Origin of the sequence: Actinomyces sp. Z16 (assembly GCF_003111765.1) — a bacterium.
Classification (GTDB): domain Bacteria; phylum Actinomycetota; class Actinomycetes; order Actinomycetales; family Actinomycetaceae; genus Actinomyces; species Actinomyces glycerinitolerans.
The window spans coordinates 797,920-814,698 of the sequence record NZ_CP027862.1; the positions used below are offsets into that span (position 1 = coordinate 797,920).

Here is a 16,779-nt window from a genome sequence, read left to right on the forward strand (position 1 = left end):
GGCTAGATGCCGGGTACACGTGGGGTGTCGTGGGCGACAGAGCGGACCCGTGTGGCAGAAACGTACTCGTGCGTTCCAAGCCCTCGCGGGTGTCGAGGAATTGGAACGAAGAGGTCGTATTCGATCAACGGGGTCCGATCGAGCATGACCGCTTCAGCCCGGGCACGTCCTCTAGCGCCCGACTACGAACGACCGCCACAGGCCGCCCGAACGATCTCGTCCCGCGACCAAACCCTCAAACCTGAAGAGTTGGTAAAGACATTCAACCAGCCCAGGGATCCTCCTCGATGCGGTTAACCCACCGCGAGTACCGCGCGAATCGCTTGGAGTAGAACGCGGCACGTTCCGGGTCGGGGGCGAAGGTCTCGTGATGGGGGTTGAGATGCTCAATGCCGGCGTCAAGTGATGCGAACTCGTCAGTCGCTACGCCGGCGATGATGGCTGCCCCCACCGCGCCGATCTCTTCGACGGGCGAGACCTCGACGACTCGTCCGGAGACATCCGCGAATAACTGGGACCAGATGCGGGACCGGGCGGCTCCGCCCGCCAGCCGCAGCGGAGTTGTCGGGCTACTGGCGGCGGCAAGGGCTCCGACGTGACGCCGGTGCTCCAAGCAGATCCCCTCAACAACCGCCTTGAGCATGGTGTAGTCGGTATCGCTTGACGATAAGCCGAGCCAGGCGCCTCGGGCACCGGCGGACTGCCTGGATCCGTCCAGGTATGGGATGAACATAGGGCCGTTTGGATCTGGGGTCAGGTCGCGCACGGCTTCGAGGACGTGGTCGTAGACATTGATCCCCAGGCGATCAGCCTCAATTGAGGGCCCGCGCTGGACATGATCCAGTGCCCAGGTAAGCGTTGAGGCCGACGTCGCTGACGCTTCTATGAGCAGTGCCATGCCGGTCGGGACCGCCAGGCAGGCCGCATACGGCGAGACTGCTCCCAGCGCCCCGGATATCGTCATTTGGTCCTGGGGGACGAGAAGTTGGTTGATCGACCAGGTTCCTGCACCCACTAGGATGTGAGTCCCGTCCGTGACGCCGGCGCCGAGTTGGAGCGCTACGTTGTCGACTACGCCCGCGGAGACCGGGGTGCCTTCAGGCAGCCCCGTGAGCTTGGCGGCCTCACACGTAATCGGCCCGACCAGCATGTCGTGGGTTACAAGGGGCGGCAGCAGTCGCTTAAGGTCCTCGATTTCATAGGAGCAGAGTGCGGCATCGGAGATACTGAGGTTGCTTGAGTCCAGAAGACCATTACAACTCCATGTGGTCAGCTCTCCTTGGAGCGTGCCCGTCAGCCTTGCGCGCAGGTAATCGCCGCACATGAGCGCGGTACTTGACCGCCGTAAGGTATCGGGCTCGTGACGAGCCAACCATGCGAGCAGAGGGCCCGGCTGACCCGGCCACAGGTCGTTCCATACCTGTTCCCGCAATTGCTCAGGTACCCCGTTGACTGCCCATCGGTGTACGAGGTCGGCAGCACGCGTGTCGGAGGCCTGGATCGAGGCCCGTGTAGGTACGCCGTATTCATCCACCAGGTATAGGCCGTTGCCGTGAGCGGTGACGCCTACCGCGGCAACCCGGTCACGGCCATGCGGAACAGCCTCAACTGCGGAGCGGATCACCTCAGCAGCTCGCATCCACAGGAGTTCAGCGTCGCGCTCGTTGTGGCCCGGTCGTGGGTGGCTCGTGCCGACGGAGCGCTTGAAGGTCGCCGAGTGGCCGTTGGCCAGGTCGAATGCGGTCGCCTTTACATAGCTTCCGCCTGCGTCGAGGCCAATTAGTACGTTGCGAGAGGAACGCGCCATCAGGGTTACCCCTCGTGGACCAGCGCGCGGAGCGCACTCATGGCTTCGGCTGCGTCGGTTCGCTGCCAGGCATTGCGCCCGAAGACAACGCCCTTCGCGCCGCTTGCGAGGCCGCGACTCGTGCGCTCCAATAGTTGGTCGAGTGGGAGGCTGGGGCCTCCTAGCATGAGTACGGGTACCGGACATGAAGTGACTAGCCTGTGCATTTGCTCCGCGTCGTCGAGGTTCTCTGTTTTGACGATGTCTGCGCCGAGTTCAGCGGCAATGCGAGCGCTTTGGATTACCGTGGCAGGGTCGTGATGGTCGGTGGAGGCCTTTCCCCACGGCACAGCCTCCACGATCAGCGGGATACCGAGCCGACGACATTCCCGCGCGACGCGTCCCACGGCGGCTGCGTTGTCTGCGAAGACGCGGCGTTCCTCGACCAGGGTGGTCAGGAACATGACAACGGCGTCAGCCCCGAGTGCAACAACTTCTTCTACTGAAGCAATGAGTCTGAATTCCTCGCCCTTGCCTTGCGTGGACTCATACATGAAGGGATAGTCGATTCTCGCTACTAGGGCGGGGCCTCCGTGGAAGGCGGCAAGCATGCCAAACTGTTTTATGAGGCCGGGGCTCAGCAGCATTGCGTCTGCTCCGCCCTCGATGACCGATTGTATGAGAGTGCCAGGGGACTCAGTGAATGGCTCTACGCCGACGCCGAGCGTTCGGTCCAGCGCAACCATAAAGGATCTGCCGGAGCTCTGGTCGAAAAGGCGACGGGTTCTGAGACAATTCGTTGTCATGATGGTGTTCTCCTTCGAGATGATGATCAGGGACATGGACAGGCCAAATGGCTGGTTCAGGTGCGAGCAAGGGCTGGGGAAAGGAGAGCGCGGGCGACCCTCTCGTCGGTGACGAGAGAATTCCAATATCCTGCAAGAAGCGCGACCCGTGCAGCCTCCGCCTTGTTGCGTCCGGCCACGAGGCCGACGACGTTCTGTTGCTTGCGCAGCTCCTCAAGTGACATACCGACGTGACAGGGGCCTCTCTGCGAGGTGATCGGGGTGCCGCTGCCGTTGAACCATTGGCCGAGCATGTCGCCGACGGCGCCCGAGGAGATGACCTGCGTGATCTCCTCGGGGGTGAAGACGCCTGCTCTGGCGATGTTCGAGCTGAGCGAGGCTGGGCCGACACTGGTTAGTGTCATCTCTGCTGTCCGCGCCAAGTCCAAAGTTGCTTTCACGGACTCCTCCCTGTTCAGAGCTTGGGCAATGCGGGTAGAGGAGACGACGAGCGGAGCGGGGATAGGTCTTAGGCGCTCCGCGACCGAGGGATATGTGGACAGACGGGCGTTGATGTAGTCCATACCGCCACCAAGCGCGGCGAAGGTAACTCCTTCGAGGCTACGAGATGGAAGGTGGGCGAGAGTCTGTTGTACCGTCTCCCCCCATGCGAGCCCGATCACACTGCCGGGGTGAAGGTGGCGGGAGACGTAGATCGAGGCTGCTGCGGCTACGCGATCGTTCTGTGCCTCCTGACTCAGGCTCTCCGCACCCGCCGGGATGACTACAACGTCGTCGAGCTCATACTCTTGTTTCAGGTCGTTTGCCAGTTGCAGGTCGCCGAGCTTCGTAGTGTCTACTTCTATGCGCACGATTCCGTTAGAGCGTGCACGTTGCAGCATGCGGCCCACGGTCGGACGAGAAACGAACAGCCGGTGCGCGATCTCCTCCTGTGTCAACCCATCGACGTAATAGAGCCAGGCGGCCTGTACAAGACGCTCGTCGTTGCCGTCGGTGTCGTGAGATGCGGTCGTGGTTTGCGTAATCAACGTGCCACTGCCTTAGTCCGTGTGGTCACGGCGATGCGAGGACCACGTGGTTGCGTGGCCTGCCCGTACGCCTGCGTACGTGCCAGAACGAGGGCGTCGTCCTGTCGTCATGAACCATACGACGGATCGTCATTGTCGGCAAACATTCGCGCACGTCATGAGCATTTGCTCAAATCCTGGGTCGATGCCTGTATCTTCGGGAATCTGCGTGTGAGCAATTGCTCAGGTAGTGGGCATTTGTGACACATCGTTCCACTCGAACGGTAGTCTCAAGACATCTCAGATCCGGCTCCAAGGGGGAAGCTGATGGCTGACGCAGTGAGGCGCGCAGGCGGGAAAAGGCCCGATGTGGAGCCCCGGCTCAAGATACGCGGTATTCGCAAGTCATTTGGAGATACTCGTGCTCTCCGTGATATCTCGTTCGAACTCCTGCCGGGGGAGATCCACGCACTAGTTGGTGAGAACGGTGCTGGAAAGTCCACACTTATCAAGATCCTCACCGGATTCCAGAAGCAGGATAGGGGCGAGATCGTCCTGGACGGTGAGCCGGTCTCTTTCGCCTCGACTCTTGACGCACGCGCAGCGGGTGTGGCTGCTGTCTATCAAGATCCGGCGCTGTTCCCTTCGCTGACTGTTGCCGAAAACATCTTTGCTCCTCGCTATCCGATGCGCGCAGGCAGGGTCGATAAGGTTGCGATGAAGAAAGCGGCGCAGGAACTGCTTGATGACCTCGGCTTTGATATACGTGCGGACGCCGTCGTCTCCGATCTGTCCGTTGCGCAGTGCGAGTACGTCGAAATCGCGCGGGCACTGTCTTCAGATTTGCGATTACTCATCCTGGATGAACCGACCTCCTCGCTTACGCCGAAGGAGGCGAGTGACCTGTATGGCGTCGTTCGTCGTCTTCGGGAGACGCGGGGAACTACCATCGTCTGGATCTCTCACCGTCTGGAGGAGGTGCATACGCTTGCTGACCGCGTCACCATCATGAGGGACGGATCTCACGTGCGCACTTGCTATGTTGATGACATCACAACCGACGAGATCATCGCACTCATGGTCGGCCGCGAACTGGACCTAGAGCCACACCATGAAGAGACAACGCTCGGCGCCCCGGTGCTCGAAGTAAGGAATCTATCTGCCACGAACCTATTCGAGGATGTGGGCTTCACGGTGCATTCCGGAGAGATTCTTGGCGTAGCCGGGCTAGTCGGAGCTGGACGGTCCGAGGTAGGGCAGGCAGTTTTCGGCTTGGTGCCGGGGTTTCGCGGCGAAGTGCTCCTAAATGGCGTAAGAGTGCCCCGTATCTCGACGAGACGTATGGTGCGGTCGGGCGTGGTTTATCTTCCGGAAGACCGGGACTACGAGGGTGTCGTGACCGACATGTCGGTATCCGACAACCTTGTCCTGCCCAGTCTTCGCACGATCTCTACTCATGGTCTGCGCAACAAGCGGGCAGAGCGGTCCTTCGTCGCGAAGCAGATCAAAGAACTGGAGATCAAGGCTCGCCCAGACGACATCGTCGCTTCTCTGTCGGGCGGGAACAAGCAGAAGGTTGCACTTGGCCGCTGGCTTTCTATCGAGCCCGGACTGTTGATTCTCGACGAGCCCACCCACGGCATAGACGTCGGGACCAAGGCCGAGGTCCACGCAATGATCCGTCGTCTGGCCCGTGAAGAACGGCGTGCTGTCATTGTGATTTCCTCAGACATGCCGGAACTACTTGCGCTCAGCGACCGGATCGTCGTCATGTGCCGTGGTCACGTCACCGCTGAGCTCGATGCCTCCACGGCCACCCAGGAGCAGATCATGGCAGCTGCCGTGCGTTCCGCGCATTCCCAATCTACCGACAGTGCTTCAGGCCAGGAGGAATAAGGCGATGAACGCATTCATGAAAGTAGCCCGACGTATCAACGTGCGTCCCCAGGCCCTTGGGACGGCTGTGTCCTTGTTGGCCGTGATCGTCGTCTTCTCCCTCGCGGCACCTCGGTTTCTCTCGGCGAGTAACTTGACGAGTATCCTGTACTCCGCATCGCTACTGGCGATCGCTGCCGTGGCAGAAGCGGTCGTGCTCCTCACCGGGAACTACGACTTGTCGGTCGGATCGATCATAGGCCTGACTGCCTACGTCTGCTACGACGTTACCTCGCACGCTGCCTGGTCGCAACCACTCGTTATTCTTGTCGGAATCTGCTTCGGAGCGATACTTGGCGCACTTAACGGGCTCCTTGTGGGGTATCTAAAGGTTCCGTCCATGGTGGCTACGCTCGGCACCTTGTCGGTATACAGGGGACTGTGCTCGCTCTACTCCGGATCACGTGAGGTAACCAACGACCAAATTCCCGCCTGGCTTAACGCGCTGGCGCCGCGGTCTTTTCTTGGCGTGCCGTTCTACGTGTGGTTAACGCTGTTGATGGTGCTTATAATGACGTTCCTATTGTCCTCTAGGCCTTGGGGGCGCAAACTTTATGCGTTTGGCGCCAACCAGAATGCAGCAGTGTCTTTCGGTCTCAATTCCAGACATATCCTCTTGGGGGCCTACGTCGCGTCCGGTGCTATATGCGGCCTTGTGGGCATGCTCATGGGGGCGAGGGTCGGTACGATCAATTCCCTACTAGGCAATGGTTATGAGATGACCGTGATCGCTGCGGCAGTCATCGGTGGAGTCAGTCTGTGGGGTGGTACGGGCTCGGCGGTCGGTGCGATGCTAGGTGCCCTCGTCTACGCCTGTCTTGACAACGGCCTCGTACTTCTTGGGGTTGAGGAATACGTCAGGCTCATATTTCAGGGCGTCGCGATCGTTGGCGCTATCGGTATTGACGCTGTTGTTAGGCGAAAGGTTCTCCGCGTTGGTCAGCGTCGCGCAATTCTGGAGGCTACGGCATGAAGGCCATCTTGATCCGCTACCGTTGGGAAACAGTGCTTGTGATACTCATCCTGCTCGGTGTCGTCATCGGGTCGATGCTGTCTCCCTACTTCCTTGACTTTGGAAACTTTTCCCGGTCTGCGATGACCTTCGTGCCGGTGGCCCTGATGACACTCGGTCTTTTCCCCGTCGTCGTCACGGGCGAAATCGATATCTCGTTGCCTTCGACTCTCGCCGTTTCTGCGGTGTTATTTGCGAAGTTGTCCGAGGGCGGCGTAGAGATGCCGGCAGCTCTCGTAGCCTCTGCCCTGCTGTGCACCTTCCTTGGCGCGGTTAACGGTGTCCTGGTCGCGGTTGCTGGCCTTCCCTCGATGGCCGTGACATTGGGGGCAATGGGCGTGTATCGCGGTATTGCCTATCTCATTGGCGGTGACGCCGGTGTTACAGGGATTTCTGAGTCATACCTGGCCTTCGGCAGGGGCTGGGTGTGGTGGTTCCCGGTCCCAGTTGTCGTCTTCATCGTCATGGCGGTGCTGGTTTGGCTTCTTATGTCCCGATCGAACTTCGGCAGCTACGCCTATGCGATCGGCAGTGGCGCGCCCGCGGTTCGTTCAGCCGGCATCTCGGTTGCGCGGACGAAGATTGGTGCGTACGTGTTCGCTTCACTCATGGCATGGCTTGCCGGGTTGGTCTGGGTTGGAGAGTACATGTCGGCCCGCGGCGACAACGGGGATGGCACGATCATGCTTGTGCTCACGGGCGTGGTGCTCGGCGGCGTGTCAATCTTTGGCGGTTCAGGCAAGACGAGTGGTGTTGTGCTGTCCTGTTGCTTGCTACTCGTGCTCCAGACAGCCATGAGTTTGGCCAACGTTCCGGGCACGACCCAGACCTTGATCTCGGGCGCGGTGTTGCTTATAGCGGTTATTGTGCCCAACGCCGGACAGCTGATTGATCACCTCCATCGGCGCTCACCAGGGAGGAGTGTGGAACACGCCCAGTGAAACTGTAAAGGCTTCCATTGATCGTGATTCACTTATCCGCGACGCAAGTTTTGAAAGGACAATGACGTCATGCGTTCCAACAATCTCAACATGATGACCCGTCGTTCTGTGCTGGCAGGCGTGGGTGTTGTAACTGCCGCAGCACTCGCTGCTTGCTCTTCCGAGGCGCCCAATTCGGGTTCCGGTCCGGCTAGTGGCGCGTCAGGTGATGAGAAGATCCTGATGATTCCGAAGTACACCGGGTTGAAGTACTTCGATGTCTCTGGCGATGGCGGCAGGGCCGCGGCTGAGGCTCTTGGCGTCCAGTATGACTACATCGGCTCGCAGGAGGCTACCGCGACCGCCCAGAGTACGACGATTACGAACGCGATCGCTCAGAAGCCGTCTGCCATGGTTGTTTCGGCCATCGACGAGGATGCTGTGGCTCCTGCGTTGAAGAGTGCGATGGAAGCTGGCATCAAGGTTGTGACTTATGACGCCGACTCTGCGGTGGACTCTCGTAGCGTATTCGTCAACCAGCTTTCATACGAGTTGGCCGCTTCTTCCATGCTTGACTCGGCCCTTCAGAATGACCCTGAGGGTGGTCTGTGTGCATTCGTTTCTGCGTCTCCGACGGCGACAAATCATAAAAAGCATGTTGAGCTGATGAAGCAACTCATTGATTCAGACGAGAAGTATTCCTCGCTGAGTTACATTGACACTGTTCAGTATGCAGAGGACGACGCCACTAAATCCGAGGAGATTGCCCGTAACTTGATGCAGGCCAACCCGGATTTGAAGTTCATCATCTCGTCTTCGGTTGTGACGACGCCGGCCGCTGCGAAGGCTATCGAGAACGCGGGCCGCCAGGGTGAGGTGTTCGCTCCAGGCTTTTCGATGCCGTCTTCGATGACGCAGTTCATCGAAGACGGAACGGCCAAGGCCTTCGCGCTGTGGGACCCGGCGCAGTTGGGGCAAGTCGCCGTCGAGGTGGCGCACCAACTCGTGGCTGGCACGATCACAGGTGCTGAGGGAGAGAAGGCCACGGTTGAAGGTGTGGGCGAGTTCGAGATTCTCGCAGACGGTGAGCTCGATGTGGACATGCCGATCATCTTCACGGCGGATAACATCGGACAGTATGACTTCTGATCTCTGCCGGAGTGTGGTGGGGCCGGCGCGTCTCGGGGGCGCGCCGGCCCCACGCTGTGTGCGGAGGCAGTGTGAGTCGGTAAGTGTGTGCGGGAGGCGGAGCGCTTGCTGTGTCCATCCCGCCCGGGACGAACGGGATGCACCCACTCGAAGCCTTGAGGTGAACCTGGCGTCCTTCTCAACCTGCGGTAACTGCGGTCCCAGCGTCATGCGCATGTGGACTTCGACCATCTGAGCGTCTGAGTCAGTGTGTCGCGGACATGAAGCGCCTTGACACCACCGATGTGAACGTTCACTATTGGGGTGTTGAGCTGCGGTGACCGCCGCGGCCGGGTCTGTGTGGCACCCAGACGGTTGGATGTCCAGCAAACCCTCACCAGTGCGGCAACGGTGCCGAACGGCGCCGCCGCAGACCATGACCGACCGGACGAACAACTAGGGGAAGAACATGACCGAGCGGATTGTGTTGGCTGATTTGGATGATGGTGTGCGTGGGGCGGTGGCTGATGCGCGTGAGCGGGTGGCGCGTTTGCATGGGGAGTTGATTCGGTGGGGTTTGGTGGTGTGGACGGCCGGGAATGTGTCTGAGCGGGTGAGCGTGTCTCGTCCGGATGGGAGTGTGGAGCGGACGGACTTGTTCGTGATTAAGCCGTCGGGGGTGGCGTATGAGGAGCTGACGGCGGACAACATGGTGGTGTGCACGCTGGACGGGGACAAGATCGAGGATGGGACGCCGGAGAATCTGACGCCGTCGTCGGATACGGCGGCGCATGCGTATGTGTATCGGCATATGGACCGGGTGGGTGGGGTGGTGCATACGCATTCGACGTATGCGACGGCGTGGGCGGCGCGGCGGGAGCCGGTGCCGTGTGTGTTGACGATGATGGCGGATGAGTTTGGGGGTGAGATTCCGGTGGGTCCGTTTGCTTTGATTGGGGATGATTCGATTGGTCGGGGGATTGTGGAGACCTTGTCGGGGTCGCGGTCGCCGGCGGTGTTGATGGCGAATCACGGCCCGTTCACGATCGGGGTCGATGCGCGGGCGGCGGTGAAGGCCGCGGCGATGTGTGAGGAGGTGGCGCGTACCGTGCATATCGCGCGTCAGGGGGGTGAGCCGGTGCCGATCGAGCAGAACCTGATCGACCGCCTCAACGACCGCTACCAGAACGTCTACGGCCAACACTAACGAACCCGTCCGCCCCGAGCCGGTGCCCCGCCCCGAGTCGCCGCCCGGCACGGTGCGGGCCGCCCCTGAACCTTTTTCAACCTACTGTCTATCAACGCAATTCAAAGGAGAAGACTCATGACTGCTCTACCCAACCCCTTCGACGGCAAGGAGATCTGGTTCCTCACCGGAAGCCAGGACCTGTACGGCGAGGAGACCCTGGCTCAGGTCGCCGACCAGTCCCAACAGGTAGCCGCCTGGCTCGACGCCGCCGATGCCATTCCGGTGCGCATCGTCTGGAAGCCGGTCCTGAAGGACCGCGACGCCATCCGCACCGCCATGCTCGCCGCCAACGCCGACGACGCCTGCATCGGTGTGATTGCCTGGATGCACACCTTCTCCCCGGCCAAGATGTGGATCGGTGGCATCGACGCGCTGTCCAAGCCCCTGGTTCAGTTGCACACCCAGTACTCGCAGTCCCTGCCGTGGTCCACCATCGACATGGACTACATGAACCTCAACCAGGCCGCCCACGGCGACCGCGAGTTCGGCTACATCCTGACCCGCCTGAGCCAGCCCCGCAAGGTCGTCGTCGGGCACGCCACCCAGGCGGCCACGCAGGCCAAGATCGGCACCTGGGCCCGCGCCGCCGCCGGCTGGGACGCCCTGCATGCCACGCGCCTGGTCCGCTTCGGCGACAACATGCGCAACGTCGCCGTCACCGAGGGCGACAAGACCGAGGCCGAGCTGCGCCTGGGCGCCAGCGTGAACACCTGGGGCGTAAACGACCTGGTCGAGGTCGTCGACGCCGTCACCGAGGCCGAGATCGATGCCCTCATCGAGGAGTACCTGGACGCCTACGACGTCGTCGAGGAACTGCGTCCCGGCGGCGAGCGTCACGAGTCCCTGCGCTACGGTGCTCGCATCGAGGCCGGCATGCGCCGCTTCCTCCAGGAGCGCGGTGCCACCGCCTTCACCACCAACTTCGAGGACCTCGGCGGGCTGCGCCAGCTGCCGGGCCTGGCCGTCCAGAGGCTCATGGCCGACGGCTACGGCTTCGGCGCGGAGGGCGACTGGAAGACCGCCCTGCTCGTGCGCGCTGCCAAGGTCATGGGCTACGGCCTGCCCGGCGGCGCCTCCCTCATGGAGGACTACTGCTACGAGATGACGCCCGGCAAGGAGAAGATCCTCGGCGCCCACATGCTGGAGGTCTGCCCCTCGCTCACCGAGTCCAAGCCCCGCCTGGAGATCCACCCGCTGGGCATCGGGAACCGCGAGGACCCCGTGCGCCTGGTCTTCGACGCCGACCCCGGCGCCGGACTCGTAGTCGCCATGTCCGACATGCGTGAGCGGTTCCGCCTGACCGCCAACCTCGTTGAGGTCGTCGGTCCCGACGAGCCGCTGCCCAAGCTGCCCGTCGCCCGCGCCGTATGGGAACCGGCTCCCGACTTCTACACCTCCACCGAGTGCTGGATGCAGGCCGGCGCCGCCCACCACACGGTCATGACCACGGCCACCACCCTGGAGATGTGGCAGGACCTGGCCGAGATCGCCCGGATGGAACTGGCCGTCATCGACTCCTCCACCACCACCCGCGGCTTCGTGCAGGAGCTGCGGAATAACCAGGTCTACTACCGCCTCACCCAGGGCTGAGATCAGACCTGTCCGCGGTGGGGCTCGCCCCGCCGCCCCGGGGCCGCCCCGGCGTCGTCGACCGTGGACCCACGCACCGACAACGCCGGGGTGGTCTCCACTGGCCGCGGCTCCAGCGGCCCCGGTGCGGGTGAGCCCTCGCTACCAGTCGCGTCCGCTCCGATACTGAGCAGCGACAACGCCCCCTGGCGATGGCCGGCAGATCCAGGTCCACGCTGGTGATCGTTGGGGTGGCGAAGGCGGCGGCGTCGGTGTTCCCGCGGCCGATCACGGCCACCTCCAGAGGTACCCGTACGCCGCGTCGTCGTAGCGCGCTTACGGCGCCCGCGGCCAGCGCATCGTTGTGGCACACCACCGCGTCCACGGGGAGCCCTGTGTATGCCAACCGTGCCACCGCCTCGACTCCGCCGAGCATCCCGTCAGGAGAACCGACACGCAGGACGGCATCGTCGTCGACGCGCAATCCCGACTCCCGTAGGCCTCGCACGCAGGCGCGCGTCCAGCGGTCGGCGGCACTGGCGACGCCGACGACGGCGGGACGGATTCGTCCCAGCGACCGCAGATGGGCGGCGACCAGCGCCGCCTGGGCATCGAGCGGGCAGCTCACTCGCGGCACGCCCACGGGGCCGGAATCGGCGATGAGCGCCAGGGGTGCGGGGGATGACGCCTCACCGGCCGGCAATGACGCCGGATCCAGCGCCCGGGGCACCAACACCGCGGCATCGGAGCGCCTCGCCCATGAGCCGGCCAGGATCTCCTGCTCGTGCTCCGCCTCACCGCTCGTCAGTTCCAGAATCACGGTCGTGTCGTCGGCGGCACGCATCAATTCCTGGGCCAGTGCGGCGTACAGCGGCTGCTGCAGGGTGGGGATCGCCAAGGTGATGCTTCCCCGCCGGCCTGAGCGCAGTGCCGAAGCGCTCGGATTGAGCCGATAGTCCAGCGCCGTGACCGCTTCCAGCACGCGCCGGCGCGTAGCGGTAGAAGCGCCGGGCGCGCCGCGCAGCACGTTCGAGACGGTCTTGGTGGACACGCCCGCCCGGCGGGCGACATCGCTCATGGTCACACGCGCGGCCACGGCGTCTCACCCCCGACGGTGGAGTCCCGGGCCAGCAGTGTCACATCCTCGATGACGGTGCGGGCGGGAGTGTCCGGGACGGCTATGCGCCGTCGCAGCAGTGAAACGGCGTCCGCCGCATATGTGCTCAGGTTCGGCGAGACGGTGGTCAGCGACGGGGAGGAGTAGCGCGCCAGTTCAAGGTTGTCGATGCCGGTGACGGCCACGTCCTGCGGCACTCGCAGCCCCGCCGCCGCCAGTTCATGGAGCGCGCCGAGCGCGAGCCCATCGTTGAAGCCGATCACGGCGTCGAAGTCGACGCCGCGCTCCAGCAGCTTTCGCACGGCGGCGGCGCCGTCGACGGGACGCCACTCGGTGGAGGCGACCAGGCGATGCTCGTCGAGGTCGAGTCCGTGCTCCTCCATGGCTGTGCGCAACGCCTCGGTGCGGGTCAGGCCCGCCGCATGCGTCCACTGGCCCGGTGCGGCCACGCCCAGCGCGGCGACGCGGCCGCGTCCGAGGGCCTGCAGGTGAGAAACGACCAGATCAATGCCGCGCTCGTTGTCCATGGCGACGCGGTCGACGGCGTCGTGTCTCCGCTCCCCGAGAAGCACCAGCGGGCGCTGTGCGGCCGCGGCGGCGATCTGCTCGGGTTCCATGCCCTGCCAGTACATGACGGTGCCGTCCAGGTCGGGATGCTCCGCCAGGAACTCCGCCTCGCCCTGCCCCCGCTCGCCGGTCACCCCGAGCACCACCGCCAGGTCGTGGCGGTGCGCCTCGGCGGCAATGCGGTCGGCGATCTCGGCGAAGAACGGCTGATTCAACTCCGGCACCGCCAGCCCGATGGCTCCGGAGCGACCGGTGCGCAGCGAGCGTGCGGAGGTGTTGGGGGCATAGCCTGCGCGCGCCACGGCGTCCAGCACTCGCTCGCGGGTAGTGGGGGAGACCCCCGGCTCGCCGTTGACCACCCGCGAGACGGTCTTCGGCGAGACGCCCGCGAGGGCGGCGACGTCGAGGAGCGTGGCGGCCATGCGCGGCAGCATACAGAAACGCACGCCGACTGTGTCGCGACGCACGTTCAACGATGTCAAACGTTGTCAATTCGCCTTTGTTTCCCCGTTCGCTCCAGCTGTGCGCTGGTACGGCAGAAGAAGTCGGGTTGATGTTCGTTCGTGGACGGCGCCGTGGGGATTGACAACGTTGAAGTAGAGGGTCACCATGGTGACAACGGCAGCGCGCCGGCACCGCCCGCCGGAGGCGCGGCCCACAACCGACTCAAAGGAGAGGATCCCTTGACAGCACGCATCTCGGTCGACGCCGACCGCCCCATCGGCCGTATCTCGCCCCGCATGTACGGCTCCTTCGTGGAGCACATGGGGCGCTGCGTCTACACCGGCATCTTCGAGCCCGACCACCCCACCGCCGACGCCAACGGCCTACGCCAGGACGTCATGGAACTGGTGCGCGAGCTCGGTGTCACCACCGTGCGCTACCCCGGCGGCAACTTCGTGTCCAACTACCGTTGGGAGGACGGCGTCGGCCCCATTCAGGACCGGCCCCGGCGGCTCGAGCTCGCCTGGCACACCACCGAGCCCAACACCTTCGGCACCGACCAGTTCATGACCTGGTGCGACCAGGCCGGTATCGAGCCGATGCTGGCCATCAACCTCGGCACTCGCGGCGAGACCGACGCCGTCAACCTCCTCGACTACGTCAACGGCCAGGCGGACACGCAGTACGCCAACCTGCGCCGCACCAACGGGCACGAGGACCCCTACAACGTGCGCATGTGGTGCCTGGGCAACGAGATGGACGGTCCCTGGCAGGTCGGCCACAAGAACGCCGAGGACTACGCCTACCTGGCCCTGTCCACCGCCCGCGCCATGCACATGGTCGACCAGAACCTCGAACTGGTGGCCTGCGGCTCCGCCGCCTGGGAGATGCCCACCTTCGGCGACTGGGAGCGCACCATCCTCGACCTGGCCTACGACGAGGTCGACTACATCAGCCTCCACCGCTACGTCGACCCCGACGCCCAGGACCGGGCCAGCTTCCTCGCCGCCGGCGTGGACCTGGACCGCTTCATCGACGGGGTGATCGCCACCGCCGACGCCGTCGGCGCCAAGCACCGCTCCAACAAGAAGATCATGGTCAGCGTCGACGAGTGGAACGTGTGGCGCCTGGGCGCCTGGAACTCCATCGAGCACGGCTTCGCCCCCGACGACTGGCCGGAGGCCGCCCCCCGCATCGAGGACGTCTACACGGGTGCCGACGCCCTGGTGGTCGGCGGCCTGCTGATCTCCCTGCTGCGCCACGCCGACCGCGTCAAGGCCGCCTCCATGGCGCAGCTGGTCAACGTGATCGCCCCGATTATGACCGAGAAGGGCGGACGCGCCTGGCGGCAGACCACCTTCCACCCCTTCGCCATCGCCTCCCGGATCGCCCGCGGCCAGGCCTACGACGCCGTCGTCGCCAGCCCGGTCACCGGCACCGAGCGCTACGGCGAGATCGACGCCGTCGACGCCGTGGTCACCTGGGACGAGGAGACGGGAACCGGCTCGCTGCTGGCCCTGAACCGCTCACTGACCGATGCGGTCGACGTCACCGCCGCGCTGGGGGCCCTGGGCGTGAGCCGCGTCAAGGCGGCCCAGATCATCGCGCCCGACGACCTCGACGCCGTCAACACCGCCGACGACCCCGACCGCGTCCACCCCGTCCCCCATGAGGTGACGCTGGCCGACGGCGTGCTCGCCACCACGCTGCCGCCCGCCTCCTGGCTGGCGGTCGAGCTCGCCTGAAAGAAAGGAGCCCGTAGCGTCGGCGGCGGGCCGGCCCGCCCCTCTGTCGACGCCCCACCCGGGCGGCGCGTACGACTCGACAGCCCGTACGTGCCGCCCCAACGGGCGTCACTCACTCACGACTGACAAGGAGGTCACGTTGAGTCAACCATCGATTCCGTACGCGCTCCCGAGCAGACGTCGCTTTCTGACCGCGGCCATGCTTTCGGGCGCCGCACTGGCCGGAACCGGCCTGCTGGGCGGCTGCTCGTCCTCGGCATCCGCCTCCGACCGCACCAAGATCCAGCTCTGGCACCTGTTCACCGGCGGTGACGGCGGCGTCTTCCAGGCCATGATGGACACCGTCGGCCAGCAGAATCCGCAGCTTGAGATCGACCCCGTGGTGCTCACCTGGGGCGGCCCCTACTACACGAAGCTAGCGATGTCCTCGGTCGGCGGGCGCTCCCCGGACCTGGCCGTCATGCACGCCACTCGAGTGATCGGCTACGCCCCCGGCGGGCTGCTCGACACCTGGGATCTGGACCGGCTCGCGGACCACGGCATCACCCCCGAGATGTTCCCCGATCTGCTGTGGGACAAGTGCTTCGTGGACGGCCGGCTGTACGCCGTCCCGCTGGACTTCCACGCCTTCATCCTCTTCTTCAACACCGAGCTGTGCGACCAGGCCGGGTTGCTCGCCGCGGACGGCACCCTGACCGGACTGGACTCCCCCGAGGGCTTCCTCGACGCCGGCCGCCGTCTGGCGGAGGTAACCGGCGGGCAGGGCATGTCCTTCGGCTACACCGGCGACGGCGCCCAGGTCTCCCGCATGTTCTGGGGTCTGTACGCCCAGACCGGTGCGGAATGCACCCTCATTCCGGGGCAGGAGGCGCAGATCGACCGAGACGCCGCCATCAAGGTCACCTCCCTGATCAAGGACATGCTCGACGGCACCGTCGCCGAGCCGGATATGGACTACGGCGGCGCCATCGCCTCCTTCTCCACCGGCCGCACCGGCATCACCTTCATGGGCAACTGGGAGTACCAGACCTTCCTGAACGCCGGCGTGCCCCTGGACGCCATGCCGATGCCGAACATCTTCGGCACCCCGGCCACCTTCGGTGACTCCCACGTATTCGTGCTCCCGCACCAGACGAGTGTGGATGAGGCCAAGCGCGATGCGGCCTACGAGGTCGTGGCCGGCATGCTCAAGAACTCCCTCGACTGGGCGGCCGGCGGGCACACCCCCGCGAACGTGGAGGTCACCTCATCCTCCGCCTACGCCGAGCTCGTGCCCCAGTCCCACTATGCCGACGCCATCGACCAGGCCGTCTTCGAACCAGCCGCCTGGTTCACGGGATCCGGCTCCGATTTCCAGGCCCGCGTGGCGGAGGTCATGCAGTCCTGCTGGCTGTCCGGCTCCCTCACGCCGGAGCAGGCCGTGGATGGACTCATCGACCGCTTTAACCGCATGCTCGCCCAGAACCCGCCGGCCTGAGTGAAAGGAGACCCGCT

The 16,779-nt window shown here is 64.1% G+C and carries 13 protein-coding genes; 8 read left to right on the plus strand and 5 right to left on the minus strand.

Annotation, left to right across the window (positions count from 1 at the left end):
* Positions 1 to 262 precede the first annotated feature (262 nt).
* The 3 genes from C3B71_RS03165 to C3B71_RS03175 are packed head-to-tail and all read right to left on the minus strand — an operon-like array spanning position 263 to position 3,620.
* Positions 263 to 1,807 (minus strand): FGGY-family carbohydrate kinase, encoded by a 1,545-nt coding sequence (locus C3B71_RS03165; RefSeq protein ID WP_108966104.1) that lies wholly within the window; start codon positions 1,805 to 1,807, stop codon positions 263 to 265.
* Between the two features lie 5 nt (positions 1,808 to 1,812).
* Complete coding sequence (locus C3B71_RS03170) at positions 1,813 to 2,628, minus strand: class I fructose-bisphosphate aldolase (protein ID WP_108966106.1); 816 nt, start codon at positions 2,626 to 2,628, stop codon at positions 1,813 to 1,815.
* A 20-nt stretch (positions 2,629 to 2,648) separates the two neighbouring features.
* Positions 2,649 to 3,620 carry a sugar-binding transcriptional regulator gene (locus C3B71_RS03175; protein ID WP_073327650.1) on the minus strand — a complete coding sequence of 324 codons (972 nt, stop codon included), beginning with the start codon at positions 3,618 to 3,620 and terminating at the stop codon, positions 2,649 to 2,651.
* Between the two features lie 306 nt (positions 3,621 to 3,926).
* Between C3B71_RS03175 and C3B71_RS03180 the strand changes: the two genes are divergently transcribed.
* The 6 genes from C3B71_RS03180 (at position 3,927) to araA (ending at position 11,433) form a co-directional block, all read left to right on the plus strand.
* On the plus strand, positions 3,927 to 5,495 hold the full coding sequence (locus C3B71_RS03180; RefSeq protein WP_108966109.1) for a sugar ABC transporter ATP-binding protein: 1,569 nt from the start codon (positions 3,927 to 3,929) through the stop codon (positions 5,493 to 5,495).
* A gap of 4 nt (positions 5,496 to 5,499) precedes the next feature.
* Positions 5,500 to 6,507, plus strand: a complete 1,008-nt coding sequence (locus tag C3B71_RS03185; RefSeq protein WP_159097632.1) for an ABC transporter permease — start codon at positions 5,500 to 5,502, stop codon at positions 6,505 to 6,507.
* The gene (locus C3B71_RS03190; protein ID WP_073327645.1) at positions 6,504 to 7,487 is read left to right on the plus strand and encodes an ABC transporter permease; all 984 of its coding nucleotides are present in this window, start codon (positions 6,504 to 6,506) and stop codon (positions 7,485 to 7,487) included. The genes C3B71_RS03185 and C3B71_RS03190 overlap by 4 nt, the downstream gene beginning before the upstream one ends.
* Positions 7,488 to 7,556: 69 nt before the next feature.
* Positions 7,557 to 8,615 carry an autoinducer 2 ABC transporter substrate-binding protein gene (locus tag C3B71_RS03195; protein WP_073327644.1) on the plus strand — a complete coding sequence of 353 codons (1,059 nt, stop codon included), beginning with the start codon at positions 7,557 to 7,559 and terminating at the stop codon, positions 8,613 to 8,615.
* Between the two features lie 448 nt (positions 8,616 to 9,063).
* Positions 9,064 to 9,801 (plus strand): L-ribulose-5-phosphate 4-epimerase, encoded by a 738-nt coding sequence (locus C3B71_RS03200; protein WP_108966113.1) that lies wholly within the window; start codon positions 9,064 to 9,066, stop codon positions 9,799 to 9,801.
* A 117-nt stretch (positions 9,802 to 9,918) separates the two neighbouring features.
* Positions 9,919 to 11,433, plus strand: coding sequence for an L-arabinose isomerase (gene araA / locus C3B71_RS03205; protein WP_108966116.1), 1,515 nt, complete (start codon positions 9,919 to 9,921; stop codon positions 11,431 to 11,433).
* Here araA and C3B71_RS03210 read toward each other — a convergent pair.
* Positions 11,420 to 12,490: a LacI family DNA-binding transcriptional regulator gene (locus C3B71_RS03210; RefSeq protein ID WP_159097633.1), complete on the minus strand. Its 1,071-nt coding sequence runs from the start codon at positions 12,488 to 12,490 to the stop codon at positions 11,420 to 11,422. The genes araA and C3B71_RS03210 overlap by 14 nt on opposite strands.
* Before the next feature lie 2 nt (positions 12,491 to 12,492).
* Positions 12,493 to 13,518, minus strand: a complete 1,026-nt coding sequence (locus tag C3B71_RS03215; RefSeq protein WP_073327856.1) for a LacI family DNA-binding transcriptional regulator — start codon at positions 13,516 to 13,518, stop codon at positions 12,493 to 12,495.
* Between the two features lie 261 nt (positions 13,519 to 13,779).
* Between C3B71_RS03215 and arfA the strand changes: the two genes are divergently transcribed.
* Positions 13,780 to 15,285 carry an arabinosylfuranosidase ArfA gene (gene arfA, locus C3B71_RS03220; protein ID WP_234416074.1) on the plus strand — a complete coding sequence of 502 codons (1,506 nt, stop codon included), beginning with the start codon at positions 13,780 to 13,782 and terminating at the stop codon, positions 15,283 to 15,285.
* 139 nt (positions 15,286 to 15,424) lie between these two features.
* Positions 15,425 to 16,762 carry an extracellular solute-binding protein gene (locus C3B71_RS16670; RefSeq protein WP_199912564.1) on the plus strand — a complete coding sequence of 446 codons (1,338 nt, stop codon included), beginning with the start codon at positions 15,425 to 15,427 and terminating at the stop codon, positions 16,760 to 16,762.
* The last annotated feature ends 17 nt before the right edge of the window (positions 16,763 to 16,779 follow it).

Coding starts and splice junctions, on each gene's coding strand:
- C3B71_RS03170 (WP_108966106.1), bottom strand. CDS start 2,628: ATGTCCCTGATCATCATCTCGAAGGAGAACACCATCATGACAACGAAT.
- C3B71_RS03200 (WP_108966113.1), top strand. CDS start 9,064: ATGACCGAGCGGATTGTGTTGGCTGATTTGGATGATGGTGTGCGTGGG.
- C3B71_RS03215 (WP_073327856.1), bottom strand. CDS start 13,518: ATGGCCGCCACGCTCCTCGACGTCGCCGCCCTCGCGGGCGTCTCGCCG.
- C3B71_RS03195 (WP_073327644.1), top strand. CDS start 7,557: ATGCGTTCCAACAATCTCAACATGATGACCCGTCGTTCTGTGCTGGCA.
- araA (WP_108966116.1), top strand. CDS start 9,919: ATGACTGCTCTACCCAACCCCTTCGACGGCAAGGAGATCTGGTTCCTC.
- C3B71_RS03165 (WP_108966104.1), bottom strand. CDS start 1,807: ATGGCGCGTTCCTCTCGCAACGTACTAATTGGCCTCGACGCAGGCGGA.
- C3B71_RS03180 (WP_108966109.1), top strand. CDS start 3,927: ATGGCTGACGCAGTGAGGCGCGCAGGCGGGAAAAGGCCCGATGTGGAG.
- C3B71_RS03190 (WP_073327645.1), top strand. CDS start 6,504: ATGAAGGCCATCTTGATCCGCTACCGTTGGGAAACAGTGCTTGTGATA.
- C3B71_RS03185 (WP_159097632.1), top strand. CDS start 5,500: ATGAACGCATTCATGAAAGTAGCCCGACGTATCAACGTGCGTCCCCAG.
- C3B71_RS03210 (WP_159097633.1), bottom strand. CDS start 12,490: ATGAGCGATGTCGCCCGCCGGGCGGGCGTGTCCACCAAGACCGTCTCG.